The organism is Poseidonocella sedimentorum (genome assembly GCF_900116005.1).
Taxonomy (GTDB): Bacteria; Pseudomonadota; Alphaproteobacteria; order Rhodobacterales; family Rhodobacteraceae; genus Poseidonocella; species Poseidonocella sedimentorum.
In genome coordinates, this window is the sequence record NZ_FOYI01000003.1 from 1 (window position 1) to 19,643 (window position 19,643).

20 protein-coding genes and 2 tRNA genes are annotated in these 19,643 nt (G+C 65.5%); 14 read left to right on the forward strand and 8 right to left on the reverse strand.

The features are described from left to right. Together BM353_RS05440 and BM353_RS05450 are read right to left on the reverse strand one after the other, a co-directional pair. Positions 1-263 (reverse strand): transposase (locus tag BM353_RS05440; protein ID WP_177220440.1); only part of this gene is annotated, 263 nt, incomplete at its 3' end. 450 nt (positions 264-713) lie between these two features. Beyond that, positions 714-787, reverse strand: a tRNA-Cys gene (locus tag BM353_RS05450). A 151-nt stretch (positions 788-938) separates the two neighbouring features. On the opposite strand from BM353_RS05450, the gene BM353_RS05455 reads away from it, so the two are divergent. The 3 genes from BM353_RS05455 (at position 939) to BM353_RS05465 (ending at position 3,382) form a co-directional block, all read left to right on the forward strand. Next, positions 939-1,586, forward strand: coding sequence for a protein-L-isoaspartate O-methyltransferase family protein (locus BM353_RS05455; RefSeq protein WP_092078441.1), 648 nt, complete (start codon positions 939-941; stop codon positions 1,584-1,586). Between the two features lie 63 nt (positions 1,587-1,649). Next, a complete protein-coding gene (locus BM353_RS05460; RefSeq protein WP_342742208.1) occupies positions 1,650-3,047 on the forward strand; it encodes a TolC family outer membrane protein in 1,398 nt (465 codons plus the stop codon). 86 nt (positions 3,048-3,133) lie between these two features. Continuing rightward, on the forward strand, positions 3,134-3,382 hold the full coding sequence (locus BM353_RS05465) for a hypothetical protein (RefSeq protein WP_092077592.1): 249 nt from the start codon (positions 3,134-3,136) through the stop codon (positions 3,380-3,382). Between the two features lie 55 nt (positions 3,383-3,437). Here the strand turns inward: BM353_RS05465 and BM353_RS05470 are convergent. Next, positions 3,438-3,514, reverse strand: a tRNA-Ile gene (locus BM353_RS05470). 135 nt (positions 3,515-3,649) lie between these two features. On the opposite strand from BM353_RS05470, the gene purM reads away from it, so the two are divergent. Genes purM through rnd form a run of 3 tightly spaced genes read left to right on the forward strand, consistent with a single transcriptional unit; the run spans position 3,650 to position 6,487 of the window. Next, complete coding sequence (gene purM, locus BM353_RS05475; protein ID WP_092077595.1) at positions 3,650-4,696, forward strand: phosphoribosylformylglycinamidine cyclo-ligase; 1,047 nt, start codon at positions 3,650-3,652, stop codon at positions 4,694-4,696. Positions 4,697-4,737: 41 nt separating this feature from the next. After that, positions 4,738-5,280 carry a phosphoribosylglycinamide formyltransferase gene (purN, locus tag BM353_RS05480; protein ID WP_245759593.1) on the forward strand — a complete coding sequence of 181 codons (543 nt, stop codon included), beginning with the start codon at positions 4,738-4,740 and terminating at the stop codon, positions 5,278-5,280. Positions 5,281-5,329: 49 nt separating this feature from the next. Then, a complete protein-coding gene (gene rnd, locus BM353_RS05485) occupies positions 5,330-6,487 on the forward strand; it encodes a ribonuclease D (protein WP_092077601.1) in 1,158 nt (385 codons plus the stop codon). A 16-nt stretch (positions 6,488-6,503) separates the two neighbouring features. On the opposite strand, the gene BM353_RS05490 is transcribed toward rnd, so the two are convergent. Beyond that, the gene (locus BM353_RS05490; RefSeq protein ID WP_092077604.1) at positions 6,504-6,986 is read right to left on the reverse strand and encodes a hypothetical protein; all 483 of its coding nucleotides are present in this window, start codon (positions 6,984-6,986) and stop codon (positions 6,504-6,506) included. A gap of 133 nt (positions 6,987-7,119) precedes the next feature. Between BM353_RS05490 and BM353_RS05495 the strand changes: the two genes are divergently transcribed. Then, positions 7,120-7,530: a SufE family protein gene (locus tag BM353_RS05495; RefSeq protein ID WP_092077607.1), complete on the forward strand. Its 411-nt coding sequence runs from the start codon at positions 7,120-7,122 to the stop codon at positions 7,528-7,530. 10 nt (positions 7,531-7,540) lie between these two features. Here the strand turns inward: BM353_RS05495 and BM353_RS05500 are convergent, their stop codons facing one another. Further along, complete coding sequence (locus BM353_RS05500; RefSeq protein WP_092078444.1) at positions 7,541-8,233, reverse strand: DUF1638 domain-containing protein; 693 nt, start codon at positions 8,231-8,233, stop codon at positions 7,541-7,543. 219 nt (positions 8,234-8,452) lie between these two features. Next, complete coding sequence (locus BM353_RS05505) at positions 8,453-9,154, reverse strand: corrinoid protein (protein ID WP_092078446.1); 702 nt, start codon at positions 9,152-9,154, stop codon at positions 8,453-8,455. A 225-nt stretch (positions 9,155-9,379) separates the two neighbouring features. On the opposite strand from BM353_RS05505, the gene BM353_RS05510 reads away from it, so the two are divergent. Next, positions 9,380-10,546, forward strand: a complete 1,167-nt coding sequence (locus BM353_RS05510) for a PA0069 family radical SAM protein (RefSeq protein ID WP_092077609.1) — start codon at positions 9,380-9,382, stop codon at positions 10,544-10,546. A gap of 205 nt (positions 10,547-10,751) precedes the next feature. Here the strand turns inward: BM353_RS05510 and bmt are convergent, their stop codons facing one another. Further along, positions 10,752-11,774, reverse strand: coding sequence for a betaine--homocysteine S-methyltransferase (bmt, locus tag BM353_RS05515; protein WP_092077611.1), 1,023 nt, complete (start codon positions 11,772-11,774; stop codon positions 10,752-10,754). Between the two features lie 385 nt (positions 11,775-12,159). Between bmt and BM353_RS05520 the strand changes: the two genes are divergently transcribed. Beyond that, positions 12,160-14,133 carry a PAS domain-containing sensor histidine kinase gene (locus tag BM353_RS05520; RefSeq protein WP_143104104.1) on the forward strand — a complete coding sequence of 658 codons (1,974 nt, stop codon included), beginning with the start codon at positions 12,160-12,162 and terminating at the stop codon, positions 14,131-14,133. Positions 14,134-14,160: 27 nt separating this feature from the next. On the opposite strand, the gene BM353_RS05525 is transcribed toward BM353_RS05520, so the two are convergent. After that, the gene (locus BM353_RS05525) at positions 14,161-14,478 is read right to left on the reverse strand and encodes a DUF1476 domain-containing protein (RefSeq protein ID WP_092078449.1); all 318 of its coding nucleotides are present in this window, start codon (positions 14,476-14,478) and stop codon (positions 14,161-14,163) included. Positions 14,479-14,740: 262 nt separating this feature from the next. Between BM353_RS05525 and purC the strand changes: the two genes are divergently transcribed. Genes purC through BM353_RS05550 form a run of 5 tightly spaced genes read left to right on the forward strand, consistent with a single transcriptional unit; the run spans position 14,741 to position 19,636 of the window. After that, entirely contained in the window at positions 14,741-15,502 is a 762-nt protein-coding gene (gene purC / locus BM353_RS05530; RefSeq protein WP_092077617.1) for a phosphoribosylaminoimidazolesuccinocarboxamide synthase, read from the forward strand. 41 nt (positions 15,503-15,543) lie between these two features. After that, on the forward strand, positions 15,544-15,774 hold the full coding sequence (purS, locus tag BM353_RS05535; RefSeq protein WP_092077620.1) for a phosphoribosylformylglycinamidine synthase subunit PurS: 231 nt from the start codon (positions 15,544-15,546) through the stop codon (positions 15,772-15,774). Then, positions 15,774-16,442, forward strand: a complete 669-nt coding sequence (gene purQ, locus BM353_RS05540) for a phosphoribosylformylglycinamidine synthase subunit PurQ (RefSeq protein ID WP_092077623.1) — start codon at positions 15,774-15,776, stop codon at positions 16,440-16,442. Before purS ends, purQ begins: the two co-directional genes overlap by 1 nt. A gap of 47 nt (positions 16,443-16,489) precedes the next feature. After that, the gene (locus BM353_RS05545; protein WP_092077625.1) at positions 16,490-18,256 is read left to right on the forward strand and encodes a sensor histidine kinase; all 1,767 of its coding nucleotides are present in this window, start codon (positions 16,490-16,492) and stop codon (positions 18,254-18,256) included. 45 nt (positions 18,257-18,301) lie between these two features. Further along, a complete protein-coding gene (locus BM353_RS05550; RefSeq protein WP_092077628.1) occupies positions 18,302-19,636 on the forward strand; it encodes a sigma-54-dependent transcriptional regulator in 1,335 nt (444 codons plus the stop codon). Positions 19,637-19,643 lie beyond the last annotated feature (7 nt).

The following is a 19,643-nucleotide window of genomic DNA, read 5'->3' on the forward strand; positions in this document are numbered from 1 at the left end:
AGGAAAGACGGGAAGTACGACCCGGTACGCAGACGCGGAATGCGCAGCTCGACGCTGCCCGCACGGGTCTGCCAGTCTCGGTCGCGGTATCCGTTCCGTTGCGCCAGCCGATCGCTGCTTTTCTCGCCGTAATCGGCACCGGTCTTGGCGCCGACCTCAAGTTCCATCAGCCGCTCGGCTGCGAAGCCGATCATCTCACGCAGCAGGTCGGAATCGGCACTCTTTTCGACAAGCGCACGCAGGTCCATCATAGGTTTGGTCATCGGGTGTCGTCCTTGGTTCAGGTTGGTTGTCGCAACCCAACCCTACCGGGAAACCCGATGGCCACCGCCAGCTACACCACGTCCGTGGACGTCACCAAACCGCGACGGTCCAGCCAATCAAGGTACTGGTCCAGTTGCGCCTTGAAGTAGGCTTGCACCTTTTCGCGTATCTCGCTTTGTCTCAGTCCTGCCAATGCGTTGTTCTCTCGCAGTATTCTTCCGCAGGATGCAAGATGGCGGGCCAAATCACCAGCCCGATCCGGGCAACGTGTCCGCAGGGAAATGCGTATTGACGTTCGCTTTCCCTCCTTAATGTGAGGGATAGGCCAGCGAAAGTAGTAAATCCCGTGTCTTGAGGGGCTTAGATAGGATGACAGCATCATAGGGTGTGTGTCCCACTTTGTGTCACACTCGACCGTTCAGCCGCTAACCCCATGATTTAGAATGAAATGGAGGCGAGTACCGGAATCGAACCGGTGTACACGGATTTGCAATCCGCTGCGTCACCACTCCGCCAACTCGCCGTTCCTCGTGGTGGGGGTGAGTTAGCCGATCTGCTGGATGGCCGCAAGGGCACAGGCGAGGGAAAAACGACGGGGCTGCATTGCTCCGGCGGCGCGGCTGTGGCATCACGTGGACGAAACGGTTCAGAACCGGATTTTGATCGGGCCCCTCATGACGGATTTCGCCGCGCGACGACAGGTGATGGTGGACACGCAGGTCCGCCCGGTTGATGTGACCCGATTTCCCGTGATCGAAGCGATGCTCGCCGTACCGCGCGAGGTATATGTGCCTGCGGGCGAGGTCGAGCTTGCCTATATCGAGGATGCGCTCGATCTGGGCGAGGGCCGCGTCATTCTGGAGCCGCGCAGTTTTGCCAAGATGCTCGGCGCGCTCGATCTGGGGGCGGAGTCGCTGGTGCTGGATATCGGGGCGGGGCTTGGATACTCGGCGGCAGTGATGGCGCGGATGGTGGCGGCGGTGGTCGCGGTCGAGGACCACCTTGCGCGGGATCTGCAGCGGATCCTGCCGGAGCAGGGGGTCGACAACGTGATCGTGGTCGATGCGCCGTTGGACGAGGGCGCGCCGCAACACGGGCCCTATGATGCGATGATCATCGAAGGTGGGGTCGAGCAGGTCCCCCCGGCGCTGACCGATCAGCTCCGCGAGGGCGGGCGGATCGCGGCGATCTTCATGGAGGGCGCGCTCGGTGTGGCGCGGATCGGACACAAGATCGAAGGGCAGATCACCTGGCGCTACGCGTTCAACGCCAGCGCGCCGGTGCTGCCGGGATTTCACAAAACCACGGAGTTCGCGCTGTAGCCTATGGCGCGGCGCGTGCAGGGCCGATCGGGCAGCGGATCAAGGACGAGAGAGAGGCAGGCAATGGCTGGGATGTTGAAGAAGTTGGGGCAGGGGGCGCTGCTGTGCATGGCGGTGTCGGTGGTATCGGCGCAAGCCACGGCTCAGACGCTGCGCCAGGCGATGGTACAGGCCTATGAAAACAGCGGCCTGCTGGATCAGAATCGCGCCTTGCTGCGCGCGGCCGATGAGGATGTCGCCACCTCCCTTGCGGCCCTTCGTCCGATCCTGAGCTATTCGGCCGGGGTCACGCGCAGTTTCAGCGAGTCGGCCCAGAACGGCCGGTCGGCCTCCACCTCCGCGGACATCGGGTTGAGCGCGTCGCTTCTGCTTTATGATGGCGGCGGCTCGCGGCTGGGCATCGAAGTGGCGAAGGAGAGCGTTCTGGCGACGCGCGAGGCGCTGCGGTCGGCGGAGCAGGCTGTCCTGCTTGGCGCCGTGCGGGCCTATATGAATGTGCGGCTTTCGCGCGAGGTCGTGGCGCTGCGGCAGAGCAACCTGCGTCTGATCACGCAGGAGTTGCGCGCCGCGCGGGATCGGTTCGAGGTCGGCGAGGTGACGCGCACGGACGTGGCTCTGGCCGAAAGCCGGCTCGCGGCCTCGCGCAGTCAGCTTGCCGCGGCGCAGGGCGCGCTTGCACAGGCCGAGGCGGAATACACCAACGCGGTCGGGCAGCGGCCCGGCGCGCTCGGCGCTGTTTCGGCGGCCTCGGTGGGCGCGGGGAGCGTGTCGGAGGCCATGGCCCTCGCGCGGCGGCTGCACCCGGATCTGGCTCAGGCGCGCCATGAAATTGCGGTCTCGGAACTCAACGTCAAGGTCGCCGAATCCAACCTCAAGCCCACGGTCAACCTGCGCGGTAGTCTGTCCCAAAACGAGACCTTCCAGTCCGACAGCTTCAGCAAGGGCGGCAGTGTCGGCGTCAATCTCTCGGGGCCGATTTACAGCGGCGGGCAGCTGTCCTCGGCGATCCGGCGCGCCATCGCCCGGCGCGATCAGGCGCGGGCGAGCCTTCATGTGACGCAGAAATCCATCGATCAGGCGGTCGAGGTGGCCTTTGCCAATCTCGCCGTCGTCAGGGCCTCGCGCACCGCAAGCTCCGAGCAGGTCCGGGCGGCCCAGGTGGCCTTCGAAGGCCTGCGCGAAGAGGCGACGCTCGGCGCGCGCACGACGCTGGAAGTGCTTGATGCGGAACAGGAATTGCTCGACGCTCGGTTCGAGCTCGCCTCGGCGGATGTTGATGCGGTGATCAACTCCTACGAAGCGCTTGCCGCGATGGGGCGGATGACGGTCGAGGCGCTCGATCTGCCGGTACAGCGCTATGATCCGACGGCCTACTACAACCTCGTGAAAGACGGCCCCACCGCCGTGTCGAAGCAGGGCAAGGCGCTTGACCGGGTGCTCAAGGGCCTCGGCAAGAACTAGCCGTCACGCGGCGCCACCCCGGGTTGAGGCCCGGGGGGCGAGCGCGTAACCTGAGGCTCACTCGAGAACGGCGTAGGGCGCATCGCATGGACAAGCAGGAGACCGGCACGGGCCTGATCGAGCCCTTGGTGCTGCGCCCGGAGCAGCGCGTCGATCCTCTGATCCTGACGCAACGCGCGGCCGATTGGACCGAGGATCCCAAGCTCCGGGCGCTGATCTCGCAGATCATCCGTGAAGAATTGCAAGGCAGCCTTGGCGAGCGGATGACCCGCAACATGCGCAAGCTCGTGCGGCGCGAGATTGCGCGAAGTCTGGCGGAGCGGGACGAGGACTGAGCGGGCACGCGGCGGAAAAGGCGAGACACTGGACCGGGGCTCGAAGGCGCGAGAGTGGTAGGCCCGGAGGGACTCGAACCCCCAACCAAAGCGTTATGAGCGCTCTGCTCTAACCAATTGAGCTACAGGCCCGACCTGCGCATCTTGCTAGCAGAGACAGGGGCCGCGTCAAGCCAAAGCGGCCTGTTGCCCGGGCGGTGCGGCCAGACCGTTGCAGAGCCGCGCGCGATGAGGTACCGCAACGCAAACACCCTATGGAGACCCGCGATGACCGATCCCAAAGCGCCGCTGACCTATGCCGATGCCGGGGTCGATATCGATGCGGGCAATGCGCTCGTCGAACGGATCAAACCCGCGGCGGCGCGGACCAAACGGTCTGGTGTGATGTCCGGGCTGGGCGGGTTTGGCGCGCTTTTTGATCTCAAGGCCGCGGGCTACAGCGATCCGGTCCTCGTCGCCGCGACCGACGGGGTGGGCACCAAGCTGCGCATCGCGATCGACACCGGCCAGCTCGGCACGATCGGCATCGACCTCGTGGCAATGTGCGTCAACGATCTTGTCTGCCAGGGCGCCGAGCCTCTGTTTTTCCTCGACTATTTCGCCACCGGCAAGCTTGAAAACGCCTCCGCCGCCACCATCATCGAGGGGATCGCGGCGGGCTGCGAAGGCTCCGGCTGCGCGCTCATCGGCGGCGAGACCGCGGAGATGCCGGGCATGTATGCACCGGGGGATTTCGATCTGGCGGGCTTTGCCGTCGGCGCGATGGAGCGGGGTGCGGCCCTGCCCGACGGGGTCAGCGCGGGCGATGTGCTGCTCGGGCTTGGCAGCGATGGTGTCCATTCCAACGGCTACTCGCTGGTGCGCCGGATCGTCGAGCGCAGCGGGCTTGACTGGGACGCGCGCGCGCCGTGGTCGGATCAGAGCCTCGGCGAGGCGCTCCTGACCCCGACGCATCTTTATGTCAAACCAGTGCTTGCGGCGCGTGATGCCGGCGGGCTCCATGCCGCCGCGCATATCACCGGCGGCGGGCTCACTGAAAACCTGCCCCGCGTCCTGCCCGAGGGGCTCGGCGCTGAGATCGACCTCGGCGCATGGTCCCTCCCGGGCGTCTTCTCCTGGCTCGCCGCCGAAGGCGGGCTGGCGCAGGACGAGCTGCTCAAGACCTTCAACGCCGGCATCGGCATGGTGCTCGTGGTTGCCGCCGACCGGGCCGAGGCCCTGTCCGGCCTTCTGCGCGAGGCGGGCGAAACCGTCCACCGCATCGGCGCGATCACCGAAGGCGCGGGCATCCGCTACACCGGGGCGCTTGCTTGACGCTTCGGGTCGCGATCCTGATCTCCGGCGGCGGCTCCAACATGGTGCGGCTCGTCGATAGCATGACCGGGGATCACCCCGCGCGCCCGGTTCTCGTCCTCTCCAATCGGCCCGATGCGGGCGGTCTCGCCAAGGCCGCGGAGCGGGGTGTGCCGACGGCCGTGGTCGATCACCGCGCGTTCACGAGCCGCGAGACCTTCGAGGCGGCCCTGAGCCGCGCGCTGGACGGGGCCCGCCCCGATATCCTCTGCCTCGCCGGGTTCATGCGGATCCTGACGCCTGGGTTCACCCGCGCCTGGGACGGGCGGATGCTCAACATCCACCCCTCGCTTTTGCCCAAGTACAAGGGGCTCGATACCCATCGGCGCGCGATCGATGCGGGCGATCGATGCGCGGGCTGTTCGGTGCACCTTGTGACCGCCGATCTCGATGGCGGCCCGGTGCTCGGGCAGGCCGAAGTGCCCATAAACCCGGGCGACACGGCGGAAACCCTTGCGGCGCGCGTTCTGGTCGAAGAACATGCGCTCTATCCAAGCGTGCTGCGACGTTTCGCCGAGACCCGCGCGCGCCCCTCCGCCGGATGACCCGGTGCCCGGCGCGTCACTCCGCGCTTTGAACAGAAAGACGATTCGAATGCCTACTCTGACCACAACCGACGCGCTCGCCGCCTTCTGCGCCGAGGCGCGCGGGGAGCCCTACGTCACCGTCGATACCGAATTCCTGCGCGAACGGAGCTATTATTCCAAGCTCTGCCTGGTTCAGCTTGCCATGCCGGGGCAAGATGACAGCCGTGCGGTTCTCGTGGACCCGCTGGCCGAGGGGATGGATCTCGCCCCGCTGATGGAGCTCTTTCAGGATCCGGGCGTCGTCAAGGTGTTCCATGCGGCGCGTCAGGATATCGAGATTTTTCAAGTAGATGCGGGCGTCATCCCGACCCCGCTGTTCGACACGCAAGTCGCGGCGATGGTCTGCGGGTTCGGCGAGCAGGCGGGGTACGAGACGCTGGTGCGCAAGATCGCCAAGGGCAAGATCGACAAATCCAGCCGGTTCACCGACTGGTCGCGTCGTCCGCTGACGGAGGCGCAGCAGCGCTACGCCCTCGCGGATGTGACCTACCTGCGGCAGGTCTACGAGTTCCTCGCCGCGGAGCTGGAGCGCAATGGTCGGGCGAAATGGGTGTCGGAAGAGATGCAGATCCTGACCGATCCCGAGACCTATATCGTACGGCCCGAGGACGCGTGGAAACGGGTGAAGACCCGGACGAATTCGGGCAAATTCCTCGCCATCGTGCGCGAGCTCGCGCGGTTTCGGGAAACCTACGCGCAGGAGCGCAACGTGCCGCGCAGCCGGGTCTTCAAGGACGATGCGATGCTCGAGCTGGCCTCGACGAAACCGAGTGATTACAAGGCTTTGAGCCGGTCAAGGCTTCTCCTGCGAGAGGCGCGCAAGGGCGAGATCGCCGATGGCATCATCGCAGCCGTGAAGGCGGGCGCTGAATGCCCGGCAGAGGATTTGCCCAAGGTCGACACGCGCACCGAAACGCGGCAGGTCAACCCCGCGCTGGCCGATCTTCTGCGGGTGCTTCTCAAGGCCAAGGCAGAGAGCGAGGGCGTCGCGCCCAAGCTCATCGCATCGGCCTCGGATCTTGACGGGATCGCTGCGGGCGAGCGGGATTTGCCCGCGCTCCGAGGGTGGCGCAAGGCGGTCTTCGGCGATGAGGCCTTGGAGCTATGTGCGGGCCGTGTGGGCCTCGTTGCACAGGGCAGTCAGGTCCGCACGGTGCGGGTCTGACGCACGGGCCGGTACCTCACGGCCGGCGCGAAAGCGCGTTTTGCGCGGCGCGCACCGTGATTGAAGTCACGCCCGCAAGTTCTTGATCCGTAAGGAACTTCGCTGCGGTGATCTGAAGCGCGCCCGTGCCTGTCGCGGGCGGCGCGACCTCCGGTTTCTCAGCGCGGAATTCGAAGGCGCGCGTGGTCGCTCCCGGCGCCTGAACCTCCACCAATTCGGCGTTGAAATAGCCAGCCCCCGGGGCAAGCCCCTGGGCGGTGATGAGCGCGCCATGGGAGGTCGGGGCGACGTCAAGGCTCGTGATCTGCGCGATGGGGCCGCGGCGCTCGATGATCCGCAATTTGCGATCTTCCGGCACCAACGGCGGCACGCTGCCGGCAACGGTCGTGCCGTCGGACACCGGCGCGCGGGCGCCAAACCAGGTCATCGGGTTCATCCGGCTGTCACAGGCCGAAACAAATGACGCCCCCAGAAGGATGGCGAGAACGGATTTGCGCATTGAAACAGCCCCTTGTCCCTCACGGGGCCTAGGCCTAGCGGATTGGCCCGCGCTTGGAAAGCGTCTATTCCGGGCTGGACCTTCGCGCCGGGTCGGCTTACCTCCATGGGGTATCCGTTCTATTGGGGTGAACATGGCCACCGAAGCCTTCGAAAATATCGTGCAAGACTTTGAATTCCTTGAGGATTGGGAGGATCGCTATCGCCATGTGATCGATCTCGGCAAAGCCATGCCGCCGCTCGATCCGGCGCTCAAAGTGCCCGCGCGCAAGGTCGAGGGCTGCGCGAGCCAGGTCTGGCTCCATCCCGAGATCGACGGGAAAACCTTTTCATTCGAAGGCGATAGCGATGCGATGATTGTCCGCGGGCTGATCGCGGTGCTGCGCGCGCTCTACAACGGTCTGCCGGTGGCTGAGGTGGCGACGCTGGACGCCGGCGGCGAACTGGCGCGGCTCGGGCTTCAGGATCACCTTTCGTCGCAACGCTCCAACGGTCTGCGCGCGATGATCACCCGCATCCGGGAGACTGCCGCCACCGCCATGTGATGTCACCTCGTCAGTCGGCGTTCGCGGCGCTTGCGGCAGCCCAATCTCCAAGTTGCGAGGCGAGTTCCCCGTAGCCGGTGGCGCGTCGTTCAAACGAAAGGCCGAGCCGTTCGGCGGCCTCTCTCGCCTTTATATCCAGTGACGGATCGTCGGTTTGCGCGAGATAGACGAGCGTTCGGTAATGGCCGAAATAGGCGTCGCGCAACTCTGGGTGCCGGTCGAGCCCGAGGGGGCGGATCACGAAGGCGTCGAATTGACGTGTCAGGAAATCGGTGAGGTAGAAGGCGTCGATCTCGTCGCGCGCGATGAAGCGGTCGACCCCGTCGAAAAACGCGTAGCAATGCGGCCCCGCAATCCGCGCCACGCCGAGGTCCGCGCATACCCGATCGAGTGCTCCGCCGGTGCCGCAATCGGCGTAGACGACGAATATCTGCGCGTAGTCGGCCCGCGCTGCCAACACCGCCTCGCGCACCGCGCCTGCGATTTTCTCCGGGTGGTTATGCAGCAGTGCGGGCAGGCAGCGCAGATCCAGATGTGTCCAGCAATTCGCGTCCCGAAGCGCGAGGATCTCATGCGCCAAAGCCCCGCAGGCGATCAACAGCACCGACCCCTGGCCGGACCCGGAAAGGCCCGAATTGCGCAGGTCCTCCTCCACTGGCGTGGCATTCGCGGTTCCCGGGAATTTTGACACAACCTCGTCCATGGTCGCCATGTAATCACTTCTGCTGAACAAGAACCACCGATCGGTCGCCTTCGTTCATGAGTGGCATAACAGTTCGGCCTAGATCAAACAGTTCGACAAAGGGCGAACTATTGAGGGTTGGGGCCGAGGAACCCGGAGGGGAATTGCGACGGCGCTCGATTGTTTCTGCAGGCGTCCCCGAATGCCACAGGGCAAATCCAAGCGCGCAAGATACCGCCGTTATGCCGAGGCTTGATTGTGCTTGCGGGCGATGAATTCCTTGGCTGTCTCCACCGCCACGGCGGCGTCGCGGCAATAAGCATCGGCGCCGATGGCGCGGCCGAATTCCTCGTTGAGCGGTGCGCCGCCCACCAGCACGATGAAGTCATCGCGGATGCCCTGCTCCTTCATCGTGTCGATCACGACTTTCATATAGGGCATTGTGGTCGTCAGCAGAGCGGACATGCCGAGGATATCGGCGTCGAATTCGTGGATCGCTTCGATATAGCTCTCGACCGGGTTGTTGATCCCGATGTTCTTCACCTCGAAGCCCGCGCCTTCCATCATCATCGTCACGAGGTTCTGGCCGATGTCGTGGATGTCGCCCTTGACCGTGCCGATCACCATGCGCCCGATGGTCGGCGCGCCGGTTTCGGCCAGTAGCGGCTTGAGGATCGACATGCCCGCCTTCATCGCGCCCGCCGCGAGCAGCACTTCGGGGACGAAAAGGATCCCGTCGCGGAAATCCTTGCCCACGATCGTCATGCCGCCCACCAGCGCTTCGGTCAGGATCCGGTAGGGCGCCCAACCGCGGCCCAACAGGATGTTGACGCCCTCTTCGATCTCCTCCTTGAGGCCATCGTAAAGGTCATCCATCATCTGCTCGACGAGCTCTGCGTCGTCGAGTTCCGACAGGATGATATCGTCGCCGTCATCCGACATGGCGTGATCCTTCTTGGTTCGGGCCTGCGCGGCGGGAGTGGGCGCGCGCGGCGCCCTGTTGGCCTTCAGCTTCAGCCCGGAATTCAATCGTGGACTGCGCCATTTGCGACGCAGCCCGGGTTGACTGCGACTCTTACGCGCGCGCGGCCCGAACTACCAATGAGAAATTTGGATTTTCTTTATCGAAAGCTTGCAAGTGTTCTCGTAATGTTCCACCCTGCTGCGATGAGCGATTTGGCGCAGAATGAGCCGAAGGGGGTCGGCCCTGTCGTTTCGGAGGACGCATCGCGCGCGGCCGATGGCGGTTTGGGGGTGCGCGTGGCGCCGGAGCGGCGGCGAGGGCGCGCAGCGGTGAGTAATGCGGCGGGTCGCTTCGATCTGGCGCGCGAGGCGGTGGATGACGGCTGGGGCCCGCCGGAGGGCATGGCCGGGGCGGAGCCCGCGGTCCGGCGTGAGGTAAGTGAAGAGGCGACGCGCTCACTCATCAACTATGTCCGCTCGCCCGACTTGCCCTTTGACCGGTCGATCAATCCCTATCGGGGGTGCGAGCACGGGTGCATTTATTGCTTCGCGCGGCCGTCTCATGCCTATCTCGGGCTCTCGCCCGGGCTGGATTTCGAAACGCGGCTGATCGCGCGGCCCGATGCGGCGGCGGTGCTACGGCGTGAACTCCGCGCGCGAAACTATCGCGTCGCGCCGATTGCGATCGGCACCAACACCGATCCCTATCAGCCGATCGAGCGGGAGCGGGGGATCATGCGCGCCTGCCTCGAAGTGCTCGAAGAGGCCGGCCACCCGGTGGCGATCGTGACCAAGGGGGCGGGGATCGAGCGCGATCTGGATATCCTGGGGCGGATGGCGACGCGCGGGCTTGCGCGGGTCGGGATTTCGGTCACGACGCTGGATGCCGATCTGTCGCGCAAGATGGAGCCGAGGGTGCCGTCACCAGCGCGGCGGCTGGCGGCGATTGAGCGGGTGCGGGCGGCGGGCGTGCCGGTCCGTGTCATGGTCTCGCCGATTATCCCCGCTTTGACGGATCCGGAGCTGGAGACGATTCTGGAGGCGGCGCGCGACGCGGGGGCGGACGCGGCGAGCTGGGTCATGCTGCGCCTGCCGCGCGAGGTCTCGGTGCTGTTTCGCGAGTGGCTGGACGAGGTCATGCCAGGGGGCGCGGGCCGGATTATGGCGCGGGTGCGCGAGATGCACGGCGGCAAGGATTACGACGCGCAATGGGGCCGCCGGATGCGGGGCGAGGGTGTTTACGCGGCGCTGATTGCCCAGCGGTTCGACAAGGCGATCCGGCGGCTCGGGCTGGAAACCCGGTCTCCGCCGCTGCGCACGGATCTCTACCGGCGTCCTGAGGAGCCGGGCGATCAGTTGTCTTTGTTTTGAGGGCGTTCATGGGCGCTGGAAAGGCGCCAATTTTCCAAGAAATCAAAAAATATCAGATATTAAAGCTGCAAAGCTTATGTATTACCTAAACTGTTTCGCGTGAACGCTGAAGTGAATGAGAAACCCAATGTCACGCTCTAATTCTCGCCATATCAAACGGGAAACGGCGCGCGCGCAGGATTGGCCGCGCGCGCCGTACAAAGCGTTATTTCCGGCGGCGCCGGCGCGGGCGTTCGGGGGGGGTATCGCCGCCGGTGCCATCGGAGGCCGAGGAGAAACCGCCCAGCGTTTCGGCGATGGCGTCGAGCCCGGGGCGCGGGCCGGGCGTGCGGGTTTCGAGCGCCTCGCGCATGGCGCGCAGGTGATCCGGCATGGTGCCGCAGCAGCCGCCGATGATCCGCGCGCCGCAAGCCCGCGCCAAGACCGCGTATTCTGCCATGAGAGCGGGCGTTCCGTCATAGTGGATGTGGCCATCCTCGTATTTCGGGATGCCGGCGTTGCCCTTGGCGATTACCGGACGCTCGGTCCCCTGGGCGGTAAAGCCGAGTACGGTGCGCAGCAGGTCCGACGCCCCGACGCCGCAGTTGGCGCCGAAGGCGACCGGCGGATTGGGCAGGTCCTCGACCAGGCTGACCATCGCCTCCGAGGTCGTGCCCATCATCGTGCGGCCCGCGGTGTCGAAGCTCATCGTCCCGGCCCAGGGCATCCCGGCGAGCGCGAAGGCCTCGGCCGCGGCGCGGAATTCCTCGGGGGCGGAGATGGTCTCGACCCAGAGCACATCGGCCCCGCCTTCCTTGAGCCCTTCGGCCTGCTCGTGAAACATCTCGACGGCGATCTCGTGGGTCAGCGGGCCCATGGGCGCCATGATCTCGCCGGTGGGGCCAACGGAGCCGGCCACGACAACCGGCCGTCCGGCGGCATCGGCCACATCCCGGCCAAGCTCGGCGGAAATCCGGCTCAACTCGCGCGCGCGGTCGGCCGCATCATGGAGCTTCAGCCGGCTGGCGTTGCCGCCGAAGGAATTGGTGAGGAAGATATCGCTGCCCGCATCGACTGCGCCGCGATAGAGCGCGCGGATCCGATCGGGAAACTCCACGTTCCAGAATTCCGGCGGATCGCCCGATTCCAGACCCATGTTGAACAGGTTCGTCCCCGTCGCGCCATCGGCCATGAGCCAGTCGCGCTCGTCGAGCAGGCGGGAGAGAAGATCGTTCTTTTGCGCGGCCATGGGCGGTCTCCGGGGCTAGGGGCTCGGGGGCTTGAGGTCTTCGGGAGGCGAAATCTCACGAATGGCGCGCGGGTGCAAACCCAATCGCATACCCGCCTGCCGCTTGCGCCGGGGCAGGGCGCCCGCGCCGGTCCGATAGCGGGTCTCACAACTGCTCGCGCGTAAATCACGCGGCGCGAATCCTGCCGCGATTTGTTGCGCGTTTCGCGGCCGTTTGCCTTTGATTTACCCAAGGTTCTTCGGGCGATTGTATCGGCTTGGCGCATCGGATATGAATGAGGTACGCCATTTGCGTTTAATGAATACTTTCATAAGCAGTAGCCAGTGCAATGCAGCAATTTGAAACAATGATAAAGCCGGGCCGCCCCCTTCGTTGGGCGATGTCATGACCCTGCGTCAAATCGGAAGCTACCTGCCCGCACTCGCCCTTTCCATCGCGATCCCGCTCGGGGTTGCATATGGGGTCCCCGTTCCGGCCGGTTTCTTGCTTTTGTTGTGTGCGGTGATCGGCGCCGGAATCGTCGGCGGGCGGATTCCGGCCACGCTTGCCGGGCTCACCGCCTCGGCGGTGCTCGCCTATGCGCATCACGTAGGATTCGGACCGGCGGCCGCGAGCGGGCTCTCGACGACCGCTTTCGCGATGCTCATCTATACCGCCACGGGGCACATCATCGGCACCTTGCGCGACCAGCGTGACGAGACCCATGAGCGGCTACGCCGGACGACAGAAGAGCTCGAAGAGCGGCTTCGGGAGGAATCGGCCGCGCTGGAGGCCTCGGCGCGCATTCTGAACGTGAGCGAGGTGCAGCTCGATCAGGCCGCGCGGATCGCCAAGCTGGGCTATTTCGTGGTCGATGCGCGCGCCGGGATCTGCACGGTCTGTTCCAAGCGCCACGCGGAGATTTTCGGCCTGACCGCCGAGGACTTCATTGCCCGGACAAATAGCGGCATCGCGGGCGAATTGCCGATGGTGCACCCCGACGACCGCGCCAAGCTGCGCGCGCAGTATGAACGCCTGCTCGAAGGGTCGGAGATCGACATCGAGTACCGCTTTCCTCGCGCCGATGGCACCGAAGGCAACATTCGCGAGTTTGTCGTGCCGTATTTCGACGAGGCGGGACAGGTGGTGCGCGGGATCGGCTCGAGCATCGACATGACCGAGGCGCGGCGCACCGAAGAGCGGCTCTTGCATTCGCAGAAGATGGATGCGGTGGGCAAGCTGACCGGGGGTGTGGCCCATGATTTCAACAACTTGCTGGCGGTTATCCTCGGAAATCTTGAGCTGATCGAGTCCGAAATCCATGACCACCCCGCGCTGCGCAAGGAGCTGGATGCGGCGAAAAGCGCCGTCCGGCAGGGGGCCGATCTGATCCACAACATGCTCTCCTTTGCCCAGCAGGCGCGGCTCGAGCCGCGGCGGCTCGATCTTGGCGCGATGGCGCTTGAGGTCGAGAAATGGGCGGTGCGTGTGTTGCCGGCGCAGGTCTCGTTGGAGGTGGAGACGGAGGTCGGGCTCTGGGAGGTGATGGCCGATGCCTCGGCCTCGCAAAGCGCTCTGCTCAACCTCATCGTGAACGCGCGCGATGCGATGCCCGAGGGCGGGGAGGTCTTGGTTGAGACGGCCAATGTCACGGTGCTGGAGCCCCATGACCTCGACGGGCAGGGGGTGCTCGCGCCGGGCCGCTACGTGCGGCTTTCGGTGAGCGACAGCGGCGTCGGGATGGCACCGGAGCGGCTCAAAGAGATATTCGAGCCGTTTTTCACCACCAAGCGCCCGGGGCAGGGATCTGGCCTTGGGCTTTCGATGGTGCAGGGGTTCATGTCGCAGACCGGCGGGGTCGTCCATGTGCAATCGGCGCTCGACAAGGGCACGCGGTTTTCGCTCTATTTCCCCGCCGCCGAGCTGCAGCGGCCGGTTGCCGGAAAGCCCCAGTCGCGGGCTGCGCTCACCCCGTCGAGCGGGATTCGCATCCTGATGGTGGAGGACGAGGCAGCGGTGCGCGAGCTTCTGACCAAGATGCTCACACGGGCGGGGTATCACCCGGTTCCGGCGGCCTCTGGCGACGAGGCGGTGAAGCTTTGGCAGACGGCGGGGCCGTTCGATCTGCTGCTGACCGACATCATGATGCCGGGGCGTTTGCAGGGGCCGGAGCTGGCGGAGCTGTTGCGGAAGAGCGATCCGGGGCTGCGGGTGCTGTTCCTGTCGGGCCAGAGCCTCGATTTCCGTCAGGCGCAACGGATTCGCGATGCGGGCGTGCCCGATGGCGACCGGCTGATGAAACCTGTGAGCCGCGAGACGCTGATCCGGGGGATCGAGACGGCCCTGCAGGCGCCGGCCGATGCGCGCCCGCCGCTCTGAGCGGCGGGGCGGTCTGTTGCGAAAGGCTTACTTGGCTTCGTCCAGAAGCTGGCCCTTGGCCACGATCATGAGCTCGTCGAGCTTGGCGCGGATCTCGTCGGGGCTGGACTTGTCGCCCAGATCGCCCGCCACCTTGCGCACCACATCTTCCGAGCCCGCTTCCTCGAAATCGGCCTTCACGACCTCCTTGGCATAGGCGTCGGCCTCGGCGCCCTCGCGGCCCATGAGCCCCGCGGCCCAAAGGCCCAGGAGCTTGTTGCGCCGGGCCTCGGCACGGAAGGTCATTTCCGCGTCATGCGCGAATTTGTTCTCGAATGCGGATTCGCGATCGTCGAAAGTGCTCATGGAGGGGTCCTCTCTGGTGCCGGGGCCGGTGCCGTGGGGCGGGCCCGCGGGTGTTCTGGTGAAGATATGCCCGCCCCGGAGCCGGCGTTCAAGCCCCGCGCTGTTGGCAGTGCCTTCGCCCACCGATACGCGCAGGCGCGAAGGACCCACCGAGCGGGCACCGCTTGCGACGCCCGGGCCCTTGGACTAAGAGGGCAATATGTTTGCGCGGAGTCGGGAATTCACGGGTTCTCGTGCACGCCCCGAACAGTCAGGAGACCCCATGCCAAGGCGCAAGAAGATCTATGAAGGCAAGGCCAAGACCCTTTTCGAAGGGCCGGAGCCGGGCACGCTCGTGCAATATTTCAAGGATGACGCCACCGCCTTCAATGCCGAGAAGCGCGACGTGATCGAGGGCAAGGGTGTGCTCAACAACATCCTGTCGGAATATTTCATGCAAGGGCTGGGTGACATCGGCGTGCCGACCCATTTCATCCGCCGCCTCAACATGCGCGAGCAGCTCGTGCGCGCCTGCGAAATCATCCCGCTGGAAATCATCGTGCGCAACTATGCGGCCGGCTCGATTTCCAAGCGGCTCGGCATCGACGAGGGCACGCGCCTGCCGCGGCCGATCATCGAATATTGCTACAAGGACGATGCGCTCGGCGATCCGCTGGTCTCCGAGGAGCATATCGCCGCTTTCGGCTGGGCCAGTTCGCAGGACATGGACGATATCGTGAGCCTCGCGCTGCGGGTGAATGACTTCATGAGCGGCGTGATGCGCGCCGTCGGCATCCGGCTGGTGGATTTCAAGATCGAGATCGGCCGTGTCTATGACGGCGATTTCCAGCGGCTGATCGTCGCCGACGAGATCAGCCCTGACAGCTGCCGGCTGTGGGACATGGAGACCGACCAGAAGCTTGACAAGGACGTGTTCCGCCGCGATCTGGGCTCGCTGACGGATGCCTATTCGGAAGTCGCGCGGCGCTTGGGCGTGTTGCCCAAGGGCGCGGTCCCGATGGCCAAACCGACGCTGATCAACTGAAGATACCGAGGCCCTCGGGGCCGCAAAGACGCGAGGACGCTATGAAAGCACGGGTGCATGTGATGCTGAAGACGGGCGTGCTGGACCCGCAGGGAGAGGCCGTGCGCCACGCGCTTGGCGCGCTCGGGTTCACCGGCGTCGAGGGCGTCCGGCAGGGCAAGGTGATCGAGCTCGATCTGGCCGAGGGTACCCCCGAGGAGACCGTCGGCGAGATGTGCGAGAAGCTGCTCGCCAACACGGTGATCGAGAGCTACTCGGTGGAGATCGTCTGATGCGCGCCGCCGTCCTTGTCTTCCCCGGCTCCAACTGCGACCGCGACATGGCCGTCGCGCTGCGCGCCGCCGGATTCGACACGCAGATGATCTGGCACAAGGACACCGTGCTTCCCGAGGGGCTCGATCTGGTGGGTGTGCCCGGCGGGTTTTCTTACGGCGATTACCTGCGCTGCGGCGCGATCGCGGCCAATTCGCCGATCTGTCACGCGCTTGTCTCCCATGTGGAGCGGGGCGGCTACGCGCTTGGCGTCTGCAACGGGTTTCAGGTCCTGACCGAGACCGGCCTTCTGCCCGGAGCGCTGATGCGCAACGCCTCGCTGAAATACATCTGCAAGACCGCCGGGCTGCGGGTCGAGACCGCGGACAGCGCCTTCACAGCGGGTTATGAGGCGGGGCAGGAGATCGCCCTGCCCATCGCCCACCATGACGGCAATTACTTCGCCGATGACCAAACTGTCGCCGAGCTTGCGGGCGAGGACCGGGTGGCCTTTCGCTACACGGCGAACCCCAACGGCGCGCGCGATGACATCGCCGGCATCCTCTCGGCCAACCGCCGCGTGCTCGGCATGATGCCGCACCCCGAACGCGCCGCCGAACCGGCCCATGGCAACACCGACGGCGCGGCGCTCTTCGCAGGGCTGATCGGCGCCTTTGCGCCGGCCTGAGGCGCCCCCGGCTTGAGCGCGCGCGCCGTCGCGGCTAGGCTCGACCAATGCGCATAAGCCTTGCCAAACTGGCCGGGCGGCGACATGGCAGCTTCGGCTGGCCCGTCCGTCTGGCAATCCTGATGATCGTGGCGGTGGCGGCGATCGCGGTTTTCGTGACCAACGAGTGGCTGACCCAGCGGTTCACCGAGAGCACGCGCAACCGCGCCGAGCTGCGCCTTGCGCTCTACAACGGCAACCTGATTTCCGAGCTGCGGCGCAACGCCATCGTGCCCCAGCTTCTGGCCCGGGACCCGGCGCTGATCGGCGCGCTCAATTCGAGCGATTTTTCTCAATCGACCGCGCGGCTCATCTCCTTTGTCGATGAGATCGGCGCAGCCTCGCTCATCCTGCTCGATCTCGACGGCCGGATCGTCGCCGCGACGAACCGCGCGCGGCTTGGCGAAAACCTTGCGCAGACCCGGTTTTTCGTCGATGCGCTGCGCTCGGCTGGCACGGTCTTCACCAGCGGCCAGCGCGAGAGCGGCGCCTTTGGCTTCACCTATTCGCGGCGGATGGAGAGCCAGGGCAACACCATCGGCGTCATTGTGGTGGAGGTCGATCTGGCCAAGTTCGAGCGCGCCTGGGCGGGGATTTCGGATGCGGTGCTGGTGACCGACAGCGAGGGGACGATCATCCTCTCGACCGAGCCGCGTTGGCGCGGGATGACCGAGACCGAAGCGCTTCAACGCGAATCCGTCGACAGCGCGATTGCCCGCGCCCTGCGCGCCACCGCCGACTGGACGACGCTCCCGGCCGATGCCTACCTTCGCGGCGAGGCGGTGATGCGGATGGAGAGCCGCGTGCCGTTTCAGGGCTGGCGCATCGCCTCCTTCACAACCTACGCCAGCGTACGCGAACGGGTGAACGCGTTTATTGCCCTTGAAATCATGGGGTTCGCCATCCTTCTGGCGGGCGGCTTCTACTTCATGACCCGGCGCGCGCGGCTGCGGATGATCTTCTTCCAGCGCGAATCAGCCCAGCTGCGGCAGCTTAACGACCGGCTGCAAAGCGAGATTGCCGAGCGCGAGAAGGTTCAGGAAAACCTCGCTGTCGCCGAGCAGACGCTCGCCCAAAGCTCCAAGCTTGCCGCGCTTGGCGAGATGTCCGCCGCGGTCAGCCACGAGCTCAACCAGCCGCTTGCGGCGATGAAAACCTATCTCGCGGGGGCCAAGCTCCTGCTCGCGCGCAACCGGCCGGACGAGGCCATGTCCTCCTTCGGCCGGATCGACGGGCTGATCGACCGGATGAGTTCGATCACCCGGCAGCTCAAGAGCTACGCGCGCAAAGGGGGCGAGGATCTGGTGCCGGTGAACCTAAACGACGCGCTTTTGTCGGCGATTTCGATCATGGAGCCGCAGCTGCGCCAGCGCCATGTGCGCATCAAACGCGCGATCCCCGACCGGCCGGTCATCGTACTCGGCGATCGGGTGCGGATCGAACAGGTGATTATCAACCTGCTGCGCAATGCGCTCGATGCCACCAGTGCGGTGCGCGATCCGCGCATCGAGGTGATCCTCGCGGCGGGCAAGCAGGCGGTGCTCACGGTGCGCGACAATGGCCCCGGCATCGAGGATCTCGACGCGCTCTTCGAGCCCTTCTACACCACCAAACAGCCCGGCGACGGAGTCGGGCTCGGTCTTGCGATCTCTTCGGGCATCGTGGCGGACCTCGGCGGGCGGTTGACCGCCCATAACGGGGGGGAAGGCGGGGCGGTCTTTGAAGTCAGCCTGCCGATATTGCACGAAGAGCGCGGCGCCCATGCGGCTGAATGAGTCGGACGGCCCCCGGGCCCGCTGGCATTGAGTGAAAGGTAAGTGATGGCCAAGGCAATGAAAATCGCGATCGTGGATGACGAGAAGGACATGCGTCAATCGATCAGCCAGTGGCTGGCGCTTTCGGGCTATGACACGGAGGCCTTCGGCAGCGCGGAGGAGGCGCTCAAATCCATCGGGCCGGATTATCCCGGCATCGTCGTGACCGATATCCGCATGCCCGGCATGGACGGGATGCAGTTCCTGCGCAAGCTCATGGGCGCGGATAGCGCGCTGCCCGTAATCATGATCACCGGCCATGGCGATGTGCCGATGGCGGTCGAAGCGATGCGGATCGGGGCCTATGATTTCCTCGAAAAGCCCTTCAACCCCGACAAGATGACGGCGCTGGCCAAGAAGGCGGCCAATGCGCGCCGCCTCACGCTCGACAGTCGCGCGCTGCGCCGCGAGCTTTCGGACGGGGGCGAGCTGATGAAGAAGCTCATCGGCGCCTCGCCGGTGATGGAACGGCTGCGTGAGGATATCCTCGATCTCGGCCAGGCTGACGGGCACGTGTTGATCGACGGCGAGACCGGGACGGGCAAGACCCTCACGGCCCATGCGCTGCATGCGGTGGGCGCGCGGGCGGGCAAGAAATTCGTGCTGGTCAACTGCTCGGCGCTGGAGGAACAGGCGCTTGCGCGGCGGCTGTTCGGCCCGGTGCTTGAGGGCGATCCGAGCCTTCCGGCGGTCGAGGAGGCGCGCGGCGGGACGCTCGTGCTCGAGGACGTTGAGTCGCTGAGCGACACGCTGCAGGCGCGACTGTTGCAGGTGATCAACGAACAGGGCACCCCGGCCGAGACGCGGATCATCGCGATTTGCAACATGCAGGACGAGGGGCGCACCAGCGAGGACGCGCTGCGCCCGGATCTCTTCTACCGGCTCGCCGCCCTTCGCCTGACGCTGCCGCCGCTGCGCAACCGGGGCGAGGATATCCTGATGCTCTTCACCCGGCTGACCGACCAGTTCGCTGAGGAATACGGCTGCGATGCGCCCAAGGTCAGCGCGCAGGAGGCGGCCCAGCTGCTGCAGGCGCCATGGCCCGGCAACGTCCGCCAGCTCATCAACGTGGCCGAGCGCGCGGTGCTGCAATCGCGGCGCGGCTCAGGGACGATCGCTTCGCTGCTGATGTCGGAAAACGAGGAAGTGCGCCCGGTGATGACCACCGAGGGCAAGCCGCTCAAGGAATATGTCGAGGCCTTCGAACGGATGCTCATCGACAACACGATGCGCCGCCACAAGGGCTCGATTTCCAGCGTGATGACAGAGCTGTGCCTGCCGCGTCGGACGCTCAACGAGAAGATGGCGAAATACGGGCTGCAGCGCGCGGATTACCTCTGAGGCGCAT